Genomic DNA, 20,376 nt, shown 5'->3' on the forward strand with positions numbered 1-20,376 from the left:
CCCCTGCTCGCGCTCGCCAAAGTTGAGTACAACTTGTCTGCTACAAACTCTTCTAATGATATAATTGTTAATATAATTTACCCCAAATTAGCTCAATGCTGCTACGAGGGTATCGAGAGCAGATTCGGTTGAAGGATTTAGGGTGGATTTGATTGTTACTACGGGGTCGATGAACTCTAGGTTCTTCATTGGTTCTAGGATTGCTTTCATGCACTTAGCTGCCTGAGGAGCCCATGTGCCGTTTTCAACGAAGGCTACCTTGCGATTCTGGTAAGCCTTAGCTGTAAGATGATGTAAGAAATCCTGCATTGGTGGGAACAATCCACCATCATATGTAGCTGCAAGGCAGACCATCTTGTCATAGTAGAATGCTAAAGCTACAGCCTCTGACATGCTGTCTCTTGTAATATCGATAAACTGTGTCTTAACACCTGCCTGCTGCAGCTTTTCGTTGAGCTTAAGAGCAGCTTTCTTAGTGTTGCCATGAATAGAAGCTGATACAACAAGTACCCCCTCTTCCTCTGGCTTATAGCTACTCCATGTATCATAAAGGTTAATATAGTAACCTAAATTTTCTGTCAAGATTGGACCGTGCAGTGGACAAATTGTCTGTATATCAAGATTTGCAGCCTTTTTCAACAATCCCTGCACTGAAGCGCCGTACTTACCCACAATATTAAGATAATATCTACGGGCTTCATCTATCCATGGTTCATCCACATCCAGTGCTCCAAACTTTCCGAAGCCATCTGCAGAAAACAGAATCTTTTCCTTAGATTCGTACTCCACCATTACCTCTGGCCAGTGCACCATAGGTGCCATCACGAATGTAAGCTCATGCTCACCTAAGGAAAGCTTATCCCCCTCAGCCACAACCTGCTTTCTATTTTCGAAAAGACTCTCGTCCATAAACTGTGCCATCATAGGAAATGTCTTGGCATTTCCAACAACTGTTGTATTTGGATATTTCTCTAAAAATACCTTGATAGAACCTGCATGGTCTGGCTCCATGTGAGATACCACCAGGTAATCTACGTCTCGTCCAGCAAGCTCTACATCCAGGTTATTGAGCCATTCATCTGTAACACGTGGATCTGCAGTATCCATAACTGCTACCTTCTCATCTAATATCACATAAGAATTATAAGATACCCCGTTTGGTACAGGATATTGACTCTCAAACAAATCTATTGTCTTATCATTACAACCAATATATTTTATTGAATCAGAAATTTTAATTTCCATCTATTTAAGCCCTCCTTACTCATTCTACCTTTATCTTACCAAATACTGCTTGTATACTCTATTAAAAATTTGTGAAAAAAATAGCCTTCCCCCTCTGGGGTTGCTAGGCTCCAGTGGAGCCTGTTTAGCAACGACCGAGTCGGAAGGCGAGACAAGGTGTCTGCTTAGCAGACGGATGAGGGTCATCTATATATAACTCCGCATCTGTCTCTATCTTATTTCTATTTTACACTTCCATTATCTTCCTAAACGCCGGTATAATCTGTGCCACTACAATTGCCTTAACCAAATCAAGCAGAATAAATGGAACAAACCCTGTTAAAAATGCAGTCTTAAGATCATAGCTCATAGAATGCTGTAAATATAGCATACCAATTACATCGATAATAAGTACACCAATGATGCCACAGAGTGTGTACCAAATTCTGTTATACTTCTTGCCACGGATAAGTGGAAGTACGATGAGTACAATAGGAAATGCCCATGTGTATGCCCCATAAGGTGCAATTAAATATCCAATTCCGCTACCACCACCGATGAATACTGGAAGTCCTACTACTCCAAGCAGGAACCATACTAATCCAATCAAGAATGATTCTGTAACTGGAAACAGAAGGGCAATTAAGAAGATTACAAAATTCATAAGTGTAATCTTAGGTGCCATAGGAAGTGGTGTTGGAATACTAAGGTATGCTGATACACATAGAAGTGCCGCAAACAATGCACATATTACCATACGCTTTGTAGAAAGCAGTTGTTTTGACTGTGGTTGATTAAAAGTGTTATCCATTATATATATTTCTCCTTGTGTAAATTTTTTTAAGCATGTATATGATAATAAATCAGCTTTTATTTGTCAACCTTATCATTATTATAGGTTGACATTTCTCCGTTTTGATTTAAGATTATAAAAGTAACAATAGACTTATACACAAACGGAGAATAATAACATGGAAATCAAGGAGCTAACTAAAAGAATTATTGCTGGCGAAAATATTACAAAAGAAGAAGCCTTAGAGCTTGTGGACGCACCACTTGAGGAGCTTTGCGCTGGCGCTGACGAGCTAAGAAAACATTTTAACGGGGACGAATTTGATATGTGTGCCATCCTCAGTGTAAAGGGTGGACGCTGCTCAGAAAACTGCAAATTCTGTGCCCAGTCCAGCTGCTCTTCTGCTAACATCGAATCCTTCGCAGTAAGAGATGCAGACTATGTATCTGCTGACGCAAAGAAGTATGACGGAATTGGCGTTGCAAGATACTGTCAGGTATCATCTGGCCGTCGCCTTAACAAGGCTGAGATAAATCAGATTGCCGAAAACATTAAACGAATTGTAAAAGATACAGGGCTAAAGCCTTGCGTATCCCTTGGGCTTATTGATAAAGAGGATTTACAGTTACTTAAGGAAGCTGGCCTTCAGAGAGTTCACAACAATATTGAAAGCAGCCCAGAGTTTTTTAAAAATCTTTGCAGCACTCACACCACCGATGACAAAATTAAGGTAATGAAAATGGTTCACGAAGCCGGCTTAGAGCTTTGCAGCGGCGGTGTATTCGGTGTAGGCGAAAGCTGGGAAGACAGAATCGATATGGCATTTGCACTTACAGAGATTCAGCCTGAATCAATCCCTATCAACATGCTAAAACCAATCAAGGGCACTCCTATGGAAGATAGAGATATGCTTTCAGAGGAAGAGCTTCGCAGAATAATTGCCATCTTCAAATTCATCCTGCCTAAATCATTTATCCGATTTGCTGCTGGCCGCGATGTACTAGAAGACTCTGGCATGAAATGCTTCACTGGTGGCGCCAACGCCACCATCACCGGAAACATGCTCACCGTAAAGGGCGTTTCTATGGAAGAAGATTTGAAGAACATAAGAGAGCTTGGGTATAGATTGGCTGAATAGCCAATCTATACCCAAACATCAATTATCATATAGTTCATCTATTTTATTTTGCAGTGTACCTTCCTTCGCAAAAGGAAGTGCATCAACTTGCTTGAAATTATGCTTAGTTATTTCTACATCCTCGTCGAAACCTAATATAAAGCTAGTAGCAATTTTATATATTATTTCAGTAGGAGCTAAGCCGTAAACTTGCTTTTCAAATATATGCTTTAGCCTCTCATTCTTATCTGGGTACGCCTTCTTTAAGCCTTCACTTTGATACAATCGTTTTACTATTTCAGTAATATATAAACCAGACTTCATATACAAATCAATGAATGTCTTATCAGGATCATCAAAGCACCCTGGATTTTCTTCTTCCAGCATGTCAACCATACGCTTAACAACATCCTTTGGTGTATATATCTGATTAGTCTTTTGTGTAGGAATATAATCAAAAATATCCTCAACACTCTTTTCATCAAAATAATCAGCTAGTTTCTTTTTTAACCCAAGAAATTCCTTTACTGAATCATCAAATACTACTGAATCAAACAAATGACCATTGAAATACCTTTTCTCTCCTGTTTCTGAATCGATATATTCTCCACCATCTCTTAAAAATCTAAATTGTTCGAGAGTGATACTTGTTACTTCTAAGAAGACTTTGTCTGGAATAATATTGTCAAATGTAGCAAGTGTTACCGAATCATCGCCATAGGCCATGAGGAATGAAGGTATAGTCCTAGAGAAGCCTCTTAGATGGTCACGTACTCCGTCTTCTATTTCATCACGTTCTCGTTCCTTTACTTTTATCTCTATAGTTTTGGTTGTCTCTATTCTAGAATCATCCTCAAATTGTTCCATAACCTGTGACAATCCTGTCTTGAACTTTTCTTGAGCCTCCTGCTTCTTTTCAGCAAATTCTTTTTCGATTTCATCTGTACTTCTGCCAGTCTCATTTCTTGTTTGCATTGCCTCCATGCGGTCATGTTCAATGAGATTTTCTTCTATAGTATAGTTAGAGACTGCCTTTTCTACTATCCTATCTACATCAGCAATTAGCTTTGCCGACAACTGTTTTTCATCAGATTTTCTGAGAGTATCTCCATAATTATCTTTGGTGTCTTCTACAATCGCATTTACGATAACATTTTTAGCATAATCTTTTATGACTTTTGCCATTTTTTTATTTCTGTCATTATCTGTTGCAATGTTTTCATCAATACATGTTTCAATAATGTCGTCTACTTCTTTTACTGCAACACGCTTCTCACCAAATATGTCTTTAGATAATCCAATTACATACTCATCTGATAACTGAACTTCTCCATTTTCATCTAGGGATAAGTCCTTTTTAACTTCTTCTGTAAGCTTTACATTAGTCTTAGGTTCAGAAACTGCTGTAAACTGCTCTATGATATCCATAACTTCCCTTGGAGCAGAAAAGACATTGCCGATATTCTGAAATAGAAAGTTGCTCATAAATCCGCGACGTACAACTTCCACAGATTTTATCTTTCTAGGTATAGTGAGTACTGCCTCTGCATCCAGTTCTACAAGCTCGCCATCTTCATCCTCTCCAATAACTGGAAAGAAATTTAAAAGCTCTCTAATATTCTCTTTTCTCGCTTCAATGTCTCCACGACCTGCACTTGTATAGATAGATAAATCATTAGCAAACTCTTCAAATATTACTAAAGTTCTTGCTGGATCAAAATCAAATACATACGCATTTTCTTTGCGCTTAAATACCCCATCTTCATTAAACAGACATGGATTTTGCGCACGAAAAGCTGCCTGCATGTATAATGCAGGAGATTTAACATTAGAAAGCATTAACACAGCAGTCCACTCAGGTATGGTAATTCCTGTTGTAAGTTGCCCAACTGATAATGTTATTGTTTTTTCATACTTTTCGATTGCAGCTTTTACCTTATCATAGGATTTTTCATTTTCATCATCGTCATCTATTTTGCCATCACCTGCTGCAAGTATAATCTCATATTCTGCAAACACTGGATGTTCTTTTAATTTCTTTGCAAGGCATCTAGCACTATCTACCCTATCAAGCAGCCAGAATGTATGCTTTAACTCATCTCTTAATTCAGGTGTAGAAAACGGAAATTTCTTTTGTACTGTCAGCGCGTCCAGGAATTTATCTACTGAACTATCATGTACAAACTTCCCATTATTAGTGCTAAAGAACTCATTCAAATCAAATGCATACTCAACAGTCTCTCCCTGAATTTCAATACCCTGAGACAATTCGTCCTTGATGATTTCACTCATCTGATAAGTATATAGATTAAGCTTTGGCAAGTTACTATATGGATTTTCATGTTCATCAGTCAAATCCCAATCTCTTTTTCGCTTTTGCTCATCTGCATAGGTGTAATTATAAATCGCTGACTCATCAAATTTATTATTGGCAAGAGCCTTAAATGGAGTACCTGATAGGTGCAATGTAAACTTTCTATTAATCTGGTCAAAAGCTACATCAGTCTTGTATGTATCTACACCTTCATGTGCTTCGTCTACTACAAGAACATCCCATACCATGCCCTTTGCTTTACTTATTTCTGCAAGCTTATCATACTGTCCACCGAAATATATTGAGCCTTTCATATCCTGAAGGCTTACAAATTCTATACAGCCTTTATCATCATCTCGAGATGCTTTAGTGTACTCATTTCTTGATAATACGCCGGGTCTCCCCTTAAGTGCTTCAACCTCGCTAACAAAATAGAAGCCTGACTCTGTACCCATGAATTTCATATAATCTGAATACCATGAGTTAGCTATTGCTGGTCTATTTGTTACGATTAATACAGTAGACGCATTAACCTGCTTACAAAAATCATAAACAGCCAGTGTTTTTCCAAAACGAGGCTTAGCATTCCATAAGAATTCACCCTCGGCATTGGAATCGTGATATTCTTTTGTAAGACGTACTGCCTCCTGCTGCTCTGGGCGTAGTTGGTATGGAATTATCGCATTTACGGTTTTAAGAATTCCATGATTTTTCCTAAAGACATTAAATTTATCATTTGAATCTGGACCAGTTATTTTAAACCATTCATTATTCTTACCTTTCTCCTGTTCAACACCATCTTTCCTAAGGTAAGCATGAAAATCTTTATCAGTAAATCTTTCCTCTGTGCCATCATCAAATACTGCTCTTCCTTGCCACTCCAAGTTATATTCAATATCAGCAGTATGGGTTTGTTGCTCTATTCTTGTAATTACATCCTGCTCTGTATATCCTATCTTTGTCCACCCGTTATGACGAGCAACCTCTGGGGTGGTATAGGCATATATCATTGGAACAACCTGGGTGGTTGATTTGATTTTTGGTGTAATCATATAATCTTCTCCTAATTCGAAACTATTAATACCTATTTTTTATTCCATAGGTTTGACATGTGTTTCAATAAATTCAATTTCTTCTTCTGATAATCCGTATTTACGATATAGTTGCTGGTCAATCTCTGGTATTGACTTAGACCAATCGATATCGGAGGATGATGTGAAATCTTGGAGTGGGACGTATTTCCATTTTGGTGCTGGCATATCTTGCGTTATTTTTAGAACCCCCAACAATGCTCTACAGAATTTGCTATTAACATATTTATTAGTATTATGTACAGCTTCTTCATTATCAAAACATCCTACGCTTATAAACGTTTGAGTATATCCCATACCTGGCTTCGAAATAGATGAAGGTCCCATTAATTCTCCAAATTCACCCATCCCGCTTGCCTTAGGTAATAATAACGTGTAACTATCTAACGTACCCGAAGAATCTTTTATGTAATCTTTTCTTATATATCTCAAAACTCTTTTTCCATTAAGCAATCCAATCATCCTAATATAATCCCTGTTATCTTCGGGTTTGTTTTCAAAGAAAATTTCTTCAAGATTAACAAAAGCACTTGACCTAAGTCTATCAATCATTTTGGGATTCTCTATCTTCATTTTTTCTGTCAGTTGAAAGCTTAATGGCGAAGAAATAATTTCTTCCATTGACGCTTCTATTTTTGCATTTACTTTTTTTAGAATAGCATTAAGTTCATCATATTTTGTAAATATTCCTATACTCCCATAATCCTTGCTTTCGTCACGATAAGAAACCACTACCCCACCTTTTATGTCTGTGTTATGAAAAACATTTTCACTTATAGGTTCGTAATACTTTATTTTAAAATGCATATCATTTAGCATTTTTTCATTCCATATTTTAGGAGTATAACCAGCATTAAATAAGAATCTAGCAGGTGTAATTAATTCTACTGCACCTGCAATTTTAAATGCTTCGTCCATAAATAAGTTATATACTGGTGGTTTTCTTGTACTTTCACTATCTGTTTCCTCTTGGTATGGTGGATTACCAATTACATAATCAAACTTCATTTTTACATTCCCCTCGTAATATGTATTTGACATTCTGTAGATGTCATTATAAGCATTAATTTAGAGCCATACACAAAGTGGCTCTATGGCATCTAGTGAATGTCATTCTTGTTTTAAATTAATGACATCTCAGCAATGTCATTTTGAAATATAGGTTATGTCATTTCATACTTAAATATACCGCAAAATTTATCTTGTGACAATCAGTGAATGTCAAGGAGGATAATTGAAATGTATAAAAATAAAGCATCTGATGGTTGGAATAATATTTGTGGACATAATGTAGCCACTTACAGACAACAATTAAGATATTCTCAAAATGATTTAGCCGAAGAACTTCAAGTAATCGGCCTTGATGTCGATAAAAACGCTATCCAGCGTATAGAATGTGGAAAAAGATTTGTTACAGATATTGAATTGCAGTATTTAGCCAAGGCTCTTCACTGTGGCATACTTGATTTACTTAAATAAAAATATTCAGTACTGTTTGCCTATTAGTAAATAAAATATTCCCTCTAAATCTTATAAATAATAATAGATTTAGAGGGAGTATTTTCACATATGAAACAAATCATCCATAACAACTTCATTTTGGATAATACTACTGTATTCGTTCTTTTTAACACCATAGGTAGAAATCATTACCAGTTGAATTGATTCAGTACATTTTGTAGCCAGCTTAAAAGCTTCAATTTTATTCCTAAGGTTTAAATCATAGTCCTTTGTTATAGTGTATTGCCCATTTGAAAACTTGATTTCACAAATGGTAATCACCCTATCACCACGATGAATTAGTAAATCGATTTGTGCTCCTGAATCAACTTCGCTATCCTTAGAACGCACAAACCAAGATGATTCCTCAGTGAGAACCCCTGATATTCCTAATTTATGTTTGATAGCAGGTATATGATCCCTACATACTTGTTCAAATGTGAGTCCTTCCCATGCTCTACGTGATGGATTGTCTGTGGAATGACTCCAAAAATGTTCATCCTTACCATAATTATCCTTGATATATCGCATATAAAAGGCTGTGTAATAATCCCTCAATTGAAATATGGCATCCTTCTTTTTCTTTTTATAGTAGTTAGAAATACGAATAAATCCAGAAAGTTCGAGATTTTTTAAAATCAAGCTTAGATCACCATTATTCTTGAGCTTAGTTTTTGTCACTAACTCAGCTCTGGTCATGCCACACCTTTTTCGACTAAGTGCATCCACAACTTTTATATAATTCTCACTATTCGAAAATAAGGTGTTATATAAATGCTCAAACTCATCCCACAATTCGCCACCCTCAGCAAAAAATAGATTATCTATATTCTGTGAAAGTGATAGTTTAGCATTGAGCAGACTTAAGTAGTAAGGAATTCCACCCATAATCATATATAACCGAACAATATCATTTCTAGACCATCTAATATTATGATTTATAAGATATTCTTCTACCTCGTACAGCTTAAAAGGTTTTAAAAACAACTTGCGAGTAAGTCGATTAAACAATCCGCCTTTATTATTTGCAATTTTTTCATCCATCCATGATGTAGCAGAACCGCTTACAATAAACACAAGATTATCCATGGTAGAAGCCCAGTCATTCCAAAACCACTCAAAGGTTGATAAAAAGTCTGACTTAGGATTGTCGAGCCACGGTAGCTCGTCGAAAAATACCACCTGTTTTTCATCTGCTGGCAATAGCTCCAAATAATCTCGCAACCTTGAAAATGCTTCTCTCCAGTTGGTAGGAATATCCTGCATATTCTTAGATTTCCTATTAAGCTCTAAAGCAAAATTTTCCAACTGAACTTCTTTTTTCTTTCCATAGGTTCCTGTCAGTTTGAAGGCAAAGTTGTTGTTAAAATATTCATTAATTAGAAACGTCTTGCCAACTCTACGACGCCCATACACAACTATAAGTTGAGCCCTATCCGACTCCATGCATAAATCAAGCTTTTCCTGTTCTTCAATTCTTCCAATTATCTTCTTTTTTCCCATGTATATATTTTATCAAAAAATTGTCGAAATGAAAATATATCTCCTCTAAATCTCGTAAAAAAAGATAGTTTTAGAGGAGGCATGTAAAAATTGATATCTTGTTATGTTATTCATTACCCCATATTTTTAAGCCTATTTATATGGAAACTATTTCACGAAATTTATCCCCTAATACTCTTATAAGTTATCACTGTTTTTTCTGTCCAGTCATATATCTTGCAATCGACCTGCTCAGGCTCTGTATCATTTATACCTTGTTCATAGTCAAAGAAACTCATTTGATGAAATTCTTCTGTTGGTTTACCAAATGGTACTGTGCCTGTAATCCCATCCATCTGCCAAAAATTCCAAACTATTATCTTTGTAATCTCATTTAGTTCTTTGGCAACTGGCTGTCTGCCCAATTTATCCAGCATATAATCAACAAAGGTTGTAAGTAGATTGATTCTAGCGATTAACAGATTATCCCCTTGAAATTCATATCCATAAACACTTTTGAAAGCTTCATAAGTCCATTTCAACCAGTCTTTTTCATCATTAGCATTTTCCGCTACAACCCTAAGTTTTCGATCCAAAATACCAATGCGCTTTTCAATAGGTATTATCTCGCCTGTAGCTGCATCATATCTGGATACTATATAAGGAGCTTCCCCGCAAGTAATTTCTAATCGCTTGGATTTAACGTAGTCCTTCCAATCTTTTTCTGATGGAAAGTCTATTTTACCGACTGTGGTAGTCCATTTTTCACCATTCTCTATGTTAAATACATTTTCACGACCAAACCATTCTGCATCACAATGATTATTCATTTTATTACAAATCCATGAAGGGGTAAAAACTTCCGCTTTCTTCCTGGTACGGTCACTTTGTACATTTAGAGCTTTCTCCACACGAGGACAAATTTCGTATTCTTTGCTATTTGAGAGAATGTATTTCTCTGTTATTTCATCTTTAGGATTACCAGTATATATATCTGTAGCAAAGATAATATTTTTTCCTGTGGTATTATCCTTTAGAAGTTTCTTTAATACATTATTAGTGGGATATTCTCGATAATTTATTAGCATTGATATTAACACTCCTTGAGGCTGTGACATTCACAAGATGTCAATCTTGATAAAGCAAATGACATCTTGTGGATGTCATTTGTCACTTTTCAATATACCCCAAAGGAGTCATATAATCAATTTTAAATTATTTCCCCCCTAAGCTCTTCTTCAAGAACACCACTAGGAATACCACTGCTGCAACTATTCCTACTGGATACGCAATAGCGGTGGAAAGGTTCAGGCACTCTGGTGCACAGAAGAAATAGGTAACAGATACTGCGGACATGAATGTGGCAGGGATTGTTGTGAGCCAGTAGTTTTTGCCATTCTTGTATAGGTACATAGATGCTGTCCACAGTGCTATCATGGCAAGGGTCTGGTTAGACCAGCTGAAATATCTCCATACAACATTGTAATTAAGCTGGCTGATTAAAGCGCCGGCTCCCAGCAACGGGATACAAATAAACAGGCGGTTTTTATAGGATTTCTGATTAACGTTGAACCAGTCTGCAATAACAAGCCTTGCTGAACGAAAGGCTGTATCACCTGATGTAATAGGACATGCAATTACACCAAGCATTGCAAGAACTATTCCTACTCCACCCATTGTCTTGGTGCAGATATCATATACGCAGGCAGATTGCCCACTTGCTAGCATCTCGGTAAGTCCTGTGGTTAATCCCCCTGTTCTTTCGTAGACAGCACTTCCTGCTGCCGCCCAAATAAGTGCGATAATTCCTTCACTTACCATAGCTCCATAAAACACCATGTGACTTTCCTTTTCTGACTTGCAGCACCTGGCCATCAGTGGGGATTGGGTAGCATGGAAGCCTGAGATGGCACCACATGCAACTGATACAAACATCATTGGCCAGATTGGTGTTTTATCAGGATGAAGATTTGCTAATTCTATTTCAGGGATAGTATATCCGTTAGTAAAAATACCTACAGCTACACCAATTGCCATTACTATTAGGCATATGCCAAACACTGGATAGAACTTTCCTATAACCTTATCAATTGGAATAAATGTTGCAATGAAATAATAGATTAAAACGATTGCCAGCCAAAAATATGTGTTAGCTATTAAACCAGTACCACCCTGATTACCTATCAAAAGAGAAATCAATCCTGCGGGTCCTACAGCAAAAACAGTGCCAATCATCACAAGCAGGACAACACTAAAGACGCGCATTATATTCTTCATAACCTTGCCAAGGTACATGCCGGTAAGCTCTGATACACTGGCTCCATCGTGGCGCATGCTCATAAATCCTACAGAAAAATCATGAACACCACCAGCAAGTATAGTTCCAAGTGTAATCCAAAGGAATACACTCGTACCCCACTGTGCACCTGCCAAGGCGCCGTATATAGGTCCAAGTCCTGCGATATTAAGAAGCTGAATCAAGAATAGCTTCCATCTAGGCATTACCACAAAATCTACCCCATCATTTATTCTTACTGCTGGGGTTTGCCGGTCATCAGGGCCATATATCCTATCAACCAGCTTACCATAGGTGAAATATCCTATAACAAGTACCACCAAACAAATCATAAAACTGAACATAAAATTCACCCCCAATACAACTTTAACTACCCTTATTCTATCCCTCTATGCCCCCAATTTTCAATAGTTGTCGTAAATCAAGAGGTAAAAAAAAGAGATATCACCCGAAGTGATATCCCTTAGTAATCGTACTTATTTAGAGAGACGTTCCACAATCTTATCAAGGGTTTCCTTAGGAACTGTGCCATCACGGTACAGCTGGTTAATAGTGCTTTCACTACCAAGCAATGCTGTAGCGTCAAGCCAAGTGCCCTTTTGAAACTCTTCGTCAAAGACAGCAAATATTTTTCTGTTTTTTAAAAGCTCTGAAAGTGGGTATTCTCTGTAATCCATTTTAAACTCTTGATAAGTACTCTCCTGTTCTTGTATCAATCTTGATTGTTTCGCCGTTCTCAACGAAAAGAGGAACGTAAACAACTGCGCCTGTCTCAACAGTAGCTGGCTTTGTAGCACCTGTAGCTGTATCACCCTTGAAACCTGGCTCTGTATCTGTAATCTGAAGCTCTACGAACATAGGTGGCTCAACTGAGAAGATAGAACCGTTGTGTGAAAGCATCTTAACGATTTCGTTCTCCTTAACAAACTTAAGAGCATCACCAATCTGATCAGCTGTAAGAGCTACCTGATCGTATGTCTCAACATCCATGAAGTTGTAAAGCTCACCATCATTGTAGAGGTACTGCATATCCTTACGATCGATACGAGCTGCTGGGAACTTCTCTGTAGGACGGAAAGATGTTTCTGTAACACCACCGTTCTTGATGTTCTTAAGCTTTGTACGAACGAAAGCTGCACCCTTACCTGGCTTTACGTGCTGGAATTCGATAACCTGATAAACCTGATTGTCCATCTCGATTGTCATACCGTTTCTAAAATCACCGGCTGTAATCATTATAAAATCCTCCTTTAATGACTCCTCTGAGCCTTCTAACCTAAATCATTTGGCAAATTGCCACACTTGTATACATGATTTTACCCTAAAATCTCATTCATTTCAAGACATTTATATAATTAGAAGCTATGTTACGATAGATTTGGAGGTAAATTATGGAAATCGAAAGAAAATTTTTAATAAAAGAATTACCCGATTTGGGGAAATATGATTATGTAGAAATTGAACAGGGATACCTTTGCACTCACCCTGTTGTTAGAATCCGAAAAAAGAATGACAAGTACATCCTTACCTACAAGGGCAGCGGTTTGCTTGCCCATGAAGAGATAGAAGCTGCTCTTACTGAAGAGGCTTACAACCATCTAGCTGAAAAGATTGATGGCTATCTTATTACCAAGCGCCGATACCTGATTCCTCTTGACCCATATACTATCGAATTAGATGTATTTGCTGGTCACATGGATGGGCTGATTATGGCTGAGGTGGAATTTCCTACTGTGGAGGAAGCCGATGAATTCACTGCCCCAGATTGGTTTGGGGATGATGTAACAAACGACCGCCGCTACCATAATTCTGAAATGATATTTGGGAATCCGTTGAAATAAAATTATCAAAAATAGAAAGGCTTCCCCTCAAGGGGAAGCCGTCACCGCAGGTAACTGATAAGGTGTTCTACAGTTAATTACACCTCATCCGGCCTTTGGCCACCTTCCCCTCAAGGGGAAGGCTATCTTATTTGATTAAATAATCTCGTATTCAAGGCTTTCAAAATCAGCCTTAAGAGTGATGGTATCAGCTCCCTTAGTCCATGTAAAGGATGTAACTGAACCTTCGGTATTAATAGATAATTCACTGTCAAATCCAAATGCAGGATGTGTCTTTCTAAGGCGAAGCAATTCAATCTGCTTCTTTACTACGTCCTTATTAAGGTCTGCTTCGATTTGGTCAAGTGAAAGATTGGTTCTGTTGATTTCCTTATGTCCACCTGCTCCAGCTCGCTTTACTGCTTCGTGGTCATTCTTTCCTGCAAACAAATCAAGATACCACACCTGTGGCTTACCTGGCATGAACATCTGAATTGCTCTGGCAAAGAGCATCTTCTTATCATCCTCACCAAGTGCGCTATAGTAGGTAGCATTAACCTGATAGTACATATTCTTAGCACCGTGAAGATCCTTAACGAATCCTCCACGTGCAACTAAAGTATCGATAAGCTTTTGAATCTCAGACTCAGGCAATAGTCCCTTCAAATCCAAAAGAGGAATACCATCGTGGCAACCAAGCATGTTAACCACCTTAATATCCTTTTCAATCAATTCCTTAGCCCAATTAACAAGAAGTGAGCTATCATGATTTTCGATTGCATGAATAAGTAAGCCTGGAAGGAAGAAATCGTATGTCATGTAACCTTTGCTTGCTACAAGCTCGTAAATCTTCTCACCGTAGCTTGCGTGAATCTCTGGAAGGAGTGTGACCCCATTCTTATCTGCAAGCTCTCTAACCCTCTGAAGTAAATCCCATGTACCTGGGTCATTCAAGAAGTTCTTCTCGCCTGGCTCCTTTGGTGCATAAGCAAATGCATCCAATCTGACGATTTTAGCTCCGTATGATGCAAGTGTCTTAAGAGTGTTCTCGTAGAATTCCCAAACAAGTGGAGATTTAATATTTAAATCCATCTGACCTAAATATCTACGGCTGCTCTCAAGCAAATCAACTACAGCATCACGGTAGCTTTCATATTTACCAAGCTCTAAATCAGCCACTGCCTTACCCTCAGCAATCTGAGTGTTAACACAGTCTGCCAATCTAGAAGCTGCCACGTACTGGATGTCCATCTTCTCCATAAGGTCCTCAGCCTCAAGCTTCTTATAACGAACCTCCTGGTAGAATGTGTTCCAATATGGGACATTTCTTCCATCTGGGAAACGAACCATAAGAATTGGTAAGCCTGGCTTTCTGAAGAACATATCCTTGATATATTTCTCCTCAGGCTGAATATAACCAGCCTCTGTCATTTCGCCGCAGCCTTCCCAGAATTTGTTCCAGTTGATAAAGAAATCCTTATACTTGGAATTCTCACCATTCTTAATAATATCCTGGAACTCCTTTGACAATACAGATGCATGATTGAGAATGAAATCAAGCTTAAGATCAATGTCCATAGCCTTGATATCCTCGATTGCCTTGCGGCTACCCAATTCTTCATTGATGCCGTAATCGATAACCGAGAAGCCTCTATCTAAATCTGTATTAAAAATGCTAGGCAAGATATAGAATGACTCGAAGACATCCTTTAAATCTTCCTTGCTCAAAACCTTTACAATATCATCAAGTGTGCCGCCCATAGAATCTGGGTAGGCATTTAACATAGGACCGTTCATTTTATTCCTCCATTAAAGTCCGCCTGCTATTCGGCAAACTGCTCCAAGTATTACATGCTCTCGGAAGCCATCTCCCATTTCAGTCAAGGGAACCTCCCTAAAGGGTCCCTCCTTAACTGAATGGGGCCCTCTTCCTCGCGCTTGCCAACACAATGACAGTTTGCTGTTTACCAGGCTCATATAAATATTAAAATCTACTTCATAAGCTCCTCGTACTGGGCGTACGATAGGAGTTCACCTGCTTTAGAAAGAATAATTTTTGCTTTGTGGGCCTGTGATTTTAAAAGGTTTTGCTCAATCTCTAGAACAAGCATGGTGAATGCGCTATCAGTTTTGCCATCGCGGTTTCTAGCTTTACGATGAGCTAGAGTTTCCTCTGGTGTACTGTTGAGAAGGATTGGAATATCCACGCCTTCGTAATTGTCGCTGTTACCATGTGTCCATTCGATAACTAGAACTTTAACGTTCGTAAAATCAATCTGTTCATACCAAAGTTCAGAGTTGGTTCTACCCATTCTCTTAAGGTAGATTTTATTCTGGCCAGACTTGAAAGCCTTTACAATACCAGACACTTCATCGAAATCAATTTCGTTCTTAGTGCCAAGGTAACCTGTAAGACCCTTGCGACCGCCATCAATATAAGCCTGCGCCCATGGGCACTCACTTACATGAGCCTTGTCAGCATCAGTCTCCTCATCCTGCCATTTACGCAAGATTTCAAAATGCTCCATGCTTCCTTCGCCAGACTTAACTAAGTTTCTCACACCTTCGGTGCGGAAAATGCGAAGTCGCTCTGCATCGTTGTACATTGGAATACGTCTAGGATAGTTGTCGCCAGACATGGTGTAAGCACCAATGCCCTTTTCGTTCAGCATGTAGCTGATAAGAGATGCGGTCTCAGACTTACCTACTCCCGAACCGCCACAAACTGCGATGACTGCTTTGCCATCCTTAGCAAGAACTTCATCAAGCTGACCCATAAGTGAGTCCATGATTACATTCGCCTTCTTAACGTGTTCCTCTCCTATTTCTACCTTGTCACCTGGCATATCGCCATGTGGAATGTCTCTGTATTGTTTAAGATCAATAGCCATAATAATTTCCTCCTAATCACTAAAGATAAACATAAACAACACTTCATCATTATACATAAAAAAAAGAAATTACAAAATGCAATTTCTTTTTTTTATGTAAATTACCGAAAAAACTGTCCAATTATACAAAACATATTAGTAATTTAGTCCGCTTTGTTTGTTAACAAGCATCCTAGTGTTTCATGCTCCCGCAGGCCACCTCCCATTGCAGTCAAGGGAACCTCCCTAAAGGGTCCCTCCTTAACTACATGGGGCCCTCCTGCTCGCGCTCGCCAACTATTTCTAGCTTGTTAACCACAAAGCTCATCTATTACTTACATATAATTCTTCGCGTTGGATGCGTCAACCTTTTCAAATGGTACCCAGATGGAGATACCGTCATCAGTGAGGCCCTCAAGACCTGCTGCGGTGCCTTTGGTTACAAGGGCTTTTACGCATTTGATAGCCATAGAGCCTTGGCCGGCGGCTGACTGGTATACTGTAAACTGCATCTTGCCATCTATGATTGACTGGCAGCCACCTACTGTGGCATCAACACCTACTACAGGGATTTTACTAAGGTCGTAGCCGTGGCTTGCCAAATAATCAGCTGCGCCAACTGCCATAGAATCATTGTTACAGAACACTGCGTCAAATGACTGACCTGTTTTCTCAATGATTGCCATCATTTCTTTAGCTTCGTCCTCGCTCCAGTTTGCACTGTCATCAAATACTGTATTAACCTGCACTCCATTTTCTTTAAAGTATTTGTACACTGATACTGAACGTGCAATGGCAGCGTTATGTGTCAGCGGGCCACGGAGCATTACGACATTTATGCTGCTTGGTTTACCAAGGGCATTCCAAACATATTCAGCCTGATAGGTGCCTGCATCCTGCTCGTAGCTGCTGACTACCATATATTTATCCTTCTCCAGGAACTCCTTATCAGGTGCACCATTTACATAGATAATAGGAACATCGCCTGCTGCAACCTCAAGCTGAAGTGCAGTACTTCTATCAACTGGCAGACAAATAATTGCATTATATCCGCTACTTACAGCTTCCTTTATCTGATTTACCTGGTCATTAACTGTATTGCAGCCCTCTCCAATGTCAAATGTAACACCCTCTGCTGCTGCATTCTCCTGAAGAGATTCTTTTAACAAAAGCTTAAAATCATCATCTGGTGGTGCTGTATAGAATACCTTAACACCCTTACCAGAGCCAGAACCGCCGCCACTGCTGCTACCGCAGCCTGTTAGCATCAGGCCTGTTGCCATAACGATTGTCAAAAGAAGTACTACCAGCTTTTTCATTCTATTATTAGCTCTCATAATCGTCCTCCTTCACAATCTTAAACTGCTGTACATAATCTGTAAGAGTCTGGGATGTATTTGCCAGCTCGTGAGAATTGTCAGCCACATCCTGACTGCTTGCGGTAATGGACTGAGCCTGTTCTACCATGTGCTTAGAGGTCTCAAGGATTTCATCTGCACTAGCGGCCTGCTCCTCAGAAATAGCGGCTACGTTAGTAGATACCTCGTCAACCTTCTGTACATCCTGTATCATCAAATCAAGAAGCTCGTTTGACTTTTCAATATTCTTATAAATCTTATCGAATGTTTCAACTGCTGTACCAATTAATTCGCTGTTAGCTTCAATATTTCTTGCACTGTTTTCTGCCTGGGCAACAACAGAATCAATGGCCTTGCCTACATCATTGATAAGGCTTGCAATATTATCGGCACTATCTGCTGATGTCTGAGCCAGCTTACCAATCTCTGTAGCAACTACCGCAAAGCCCTTACCTGCCTCACCAGCACGGGCTGCCTCAATAGATGCATTAAGTGAAAGAAGATTTGTCTCATCGGCAATCTCTGCAATAAGTCCAACAATCTTTGTAATCTCTTCAGATGCCTTACCAACCTGGTTAATAGAATCAACCAAGGCATCGTTGCTGTTTTTGATTCCTTCCATGGCAATTGAAAGCTGCTCCATATCAGCACGTCCCTGCTTACTGATTTCAACAGTTTCCTTCATGCTTTCGTTAGCCTGATCAGAATTCTCTCTTGTATCAGAAACAACCATAGCAAGAGTAGTAGCATTTTCTGCAATCTCATTAACTGCAAGGGCTAGCTCATCAACTGTATTCTTCAGATTAACCATCGCATTTTCCTGTGACTGAGATGCATCAAACATATCCTTACTTACTCTATCACTGTTATCAGATTCCTGCTTTAGCTTATCAGACTCATCACTGATGCTAGAAAGCATCTTACGCATAAGCACAACGAACCTTCCAACCTGTTCACCCATAACACCGATTTCGTCGTTAGATTCCTTAGCAACTTCAATAGTAAAATCACCATCGCTCATTGCTGAAATATTCTGGGTAATAGATGCGATTGGTCTTACAACACGTCCAATGATTACGCTAATCATAATAGTAATCAGCGCCACTGCAATGGCACCAACACCAAAAAGAATAAGACCAAGCTTTTGTATATCCGCAAGAATAATGCTATTAGCAATATAAGAAACAAGCACCCAGTTTGTTCCTGATATTTCACTAAACGCTACTGTATATCCGCTGATATCCTCAGTTGCATAATCACCTGCTGAAATCTTCTTGTATGCACCCTTGAGAATAGAATCATTACTGCTATCACTAATTGTGGTTGATACCAGGCTATCATCTCTGTGGGCAAGAATCATCATATCATCTGTATCCACCAAAAATGAGCTGGCATTTTTCATCTTTACTCCAGAATTAACGATGATAGTAATCTGATCCAATGTAACATCTGCTGCTGCAACCCTTATATCATCACCATTGCTTTTAATAATTCCCGATGCAGAAATTACATACTGACCATCAGCATTTTTATATGGTCTGCCATAAGCCATGTTTACACGTGACAGGCCTTCCTTAAACCATTGCTGCTCTGTTGGATTAGATATAGAAATATCTGCACCATTTCCACAGAAAACCGCCCCGGTATTAGAAGCCACATATACACCATTAGGAGAATTAGTATTAGAACCCACATAAGAAGTCAGGTACTGTACCAAAACCTCGTCATCAGGCTGCATACCTTCAATTCCCTTTTTGACTGCGGCAAAATTCTCTAAGTTCTCACTTAACCATGAACTAATGTTATCTGCCTGATTTCCAATAGAACTTTCCAGGTAAGCCTGTGCCATCTCCTGCATCCTGTTTTTAGACAGCATCGAAGAAATCACTACCAGCACGATTATCATAACAATAACAGCTGGAATGATTAGTAATAGAAGCTTGTCCTTAATCTTCCTTACTTTTTCCTTTTTCTCTTTTACTTGTTTTGCCATAGCATCCTCCATCGCAATATACAGCACGTACTACACGCATTATCTGAATTTTATCACTAATTTGTGTATTAAGTGTTACAAATCGCCCCTTCGTTAATTTTTATCTCATTTTTTAACAAAAATTCGTATACCCTTCACTGATATACACAAATTTCAGGCTGTGGATTTAACCGCCTCCCGCCACGCCCCACTCCCAAGGCCAGCATAGCTATATCTTGCTGTGTCCGCCTTATGCATTAGACAGTGGCCCTAGCTAAGTGCATCATTGGAGATGAATTGCTGATTTTCTTAATGCCACAAACGAGCATACGTCACGTGTCCTTTCACGGCTTTGACTATTCGAAGGCACTGAATGTATCTCACAGACACTTGGTGTGTTTCATAATAGCAGTGGCGGCAATATTTGTATTAATTGCATTCATATTACATTCGCCAAGTAGAATTAAAAGCAGTTTTTGGATGTTTTCCTACCGGCTTCAAGCTCAGTCCTTTTCGCTATCAGCCTTGGGCTGCCGTCC

16 protein-coding genes are annotated in these 20,376 nt (G+C 38.9%); 3 read left to right on the forward strand and 13 right to left on the reverse strand.

Annotated elements, in window-relative coordinates:
• Positions 1–87 precede the first annotated feature (87 nt).
• Both IJ535_RS00555 and IJ535_RS00560 read right to left on the reverse strand, forming a co-directional pair.
• The gene (locus IJ535_RS00555) at positions 88–1,245 is read right to left on the reverse strand and encodes an FprA family A-type flavoprotein (protein ID WP_294297294.1); all 1,158 of its coding nucleotides are present in this window, start codon (positions 1,243–1,245) and stop codon (positions 88–90) included.
• Between the two features lie 226 nt (positions 1,246–1,471).
• Positions 1,472–2,035, reverse strand: a complete 564-nt coding sequence (locus tag IJ535_RS00560) for a biotin transporter BioY (protein ID WP_294297297.1) — start codon at positions 2,033–2,035, stop codon at positions 1,472–1,474.
• A 160-nt stretch (positions 2,036–2,195) separates the two neighbouring features.
• Here IJ535_RS00560 and bioB point away from each other — a divergent pair, with 160 nt between their 5' ends.
• Positions 2,196–3,155, forward strand: a complete 960-nt coding sequence (gene bioB / locus IJ535_RS00565; protein ID WP_294297300.1) for a biotin synthase BioB — start codon at positions 2,196–2,198, stop codon at positions 3,153–3,155.
• A gap of 18 nt (positions 3,156–3,173) precedes the next feature.
• Here the strand turns inward: bioB and IJ535_RS00570 are convergent, their stop codons facing one another.
• Positions 3,174–6,500, reverse strand: a complete 3,327-nt coding sequence (locus IJ535_RS00570; RefSeq protein WP_294297303.1) for a DEAD/DEAH box helicase — start codon at positions 6,498–6,500, stop codon at positions 3,174–3,176.
• Positions 6,501–6,539: 39 nt separating this feature from the next.
• Positions 6,540–7,580, reverse strand: a complete 1,041-nt coding sequence (locus tag IJ535_RS00575) for an Eco57I restriction-modification methylase domain-containing protein (RefSeq protein ID WP_442961351.1) — start codon at positions 7,578–7,580, stop codon at positions 6,540–6,542.
• 198 nt (positions 7,581–7,778) lie between these two features.
• On the opposite strand from IJ535_RS00575, the gene IJ535_RS00580 reads away from it, so the two are divergent.
• The gene (locus IJ535_RS00580; RefSeq protein ID WP_294297312.1) at positions 7,779–8,018 is read left to right on the forward strand and encodes a helix-turn-helix domain-containing protein; all 240 of its coding nucleotides are present in this window, start codon (positions 7,779–7,781) and stop codon (positions 8,016–8,018) included.
• An 84-nt stretch (positions 8,019–8,102) separates the two neighbouring features.
• Here the strand turns inward: IJ535_RS00580 and IJ535_RS00585 are convergent, their stop codons facing one another.
• The 5 genes from IJ535_RS00585 to efp form a co-directional block, all read right to left on the reverse strand.
• Positions 8,103–9,542: an AAA family ATPase gene (locus IJ535_RS00585; protein WP_294297315.1), complete on the reverse strand. Its 1,440-nt coding sequence runs from the start codon at positions 9,540–9,542 to the stop codon at positions 8,103–8,105.
• Between the two features lie 161 nt (positions 9,543–9,703).
• Entirely contained in the window at positions 9,704–10,609 is a 906-nt protein-coding gene (locus IJ535_RS00590; protein WP_294297318.1) for a restriction endonuclease subunit M, read from the reverse strand.
• Between the two features lie 127 nt (positions 10,610–10,736).
• Positions 10,737–12,161 (reverse strand): carbon starvation CstA family protein, encoded by a 1,425-nt coding sequence (locus IJ535_RS00595; RefSeq protein WP_294297321.1) that lies wholly within the window; start codon positions 12,159–12,161, stop codon positions 10,737–10,739.
• A 132-nt stretch (positions 12,162–12,293) separates the two neighbouring features.
• Positions 12,294–12,494: a hypothetical protein gene (locus IJ535_RS00600; protein ID WP_294294278.1), complete on the reverse strand. Its 201-nt coding sequence runs from the start codon at positions 12,492–12,494 to the stop codon at positions 12,294–12,296.
• Position 12,495: 1 nt separating this feature from the next.
• Complete coding sequence (gene efp / locus IJ535_RS00605; protein ID WP_028235667.1) at positions 12,496–13,053, reverse strand: elongation factor P; 558 nt, start codon at positions 13,051–13,053, stop codon at positions 12,496–12,498.
• A 155-nt stretch (positions 13,054–13,208) separates the two neighbouring features.
• Here efp and IJ535_RS00610 point away from each other — a divergent pair, with 155 nt between their 5' ends.
• Positions 13,209–13,658, forward strand: coding sequence for a CYTH domain-containing protein (locus IJ535_RS00610; protein WP_294297324.1), 450 nt, complete (start codon positions 13,209–13,211; stop codon positions 13,656–13,658).
• A gap of 135 nt (positions 13,659–13,793) precedes the next feature.
• Here IJ535_RS00610 and IJ535_RS00615 read toward each other — a convergent pair whose 3' ends face one another.
• The 4 genes from IJ535_RS00615 to IJ535_RS00630 form a co-directional block, all read right to left on the reverse strand.
• Positions 13,794–15,434 (reverse strand): alpha-amylase family glycosyl hydrolase, encoded by a 1,641-nt coding sequence (locus IJ535_RS00615; protein ID WP_294297327.1) that lies wholly within the window; start codon positions 15,432–15,434, stop codon positions 13,794–13,796.
• 194 nt (positions 15,435–15,628) lie between these two features.
• A complete protein-coding gene (locus IJ535_RS00620; RefSeq protein ID WP_294297329.1) occupies positions 15,629–16,528 on the reverse strand; it encodes an adenylylsulfate kinase in 900 nt (299 codons plus the stop codon).
• Positions 16,529–16,842: 314 nt separating this feature from the next.
• Positions 16,843–17,844 (reverse strand): substrate-binding domain-containing protein, encoded by a 1,002-nt coding sequence (locus tag IJ535_RS00625; protein ID WP_294297332.1) that lies wholly within the window; start codon positions 17,842–17,844, stop codon positions 16,843–16,845.
• Positions 17,834–19,858: a methyl-accepting chemotaxis protein gene (locus tag IJ535_RS00630; RefSeq protein WP_294297335.1), complete on the reverse strand. Its 2,025-nt coding sequence runs from the start codon at positions 19,856–19,858 to the stop codon at positions 17,834–17,836. Before IJ535_RS00630 ends, IJ535_RS00625 begins: the two co-directional genes overlap by 11 nt.
• Positions 19,859–20,376: the final 518 nt, after the last annotated feature.

Source organism: Pseudobutyrivibrio sp. (assembly GCF_017471675.1).
Lineage (GTDB): Bacteria > Bacillota > Clostridia > Lachnospirales > Lachnospiraceae > Pseudobutyrivibrio.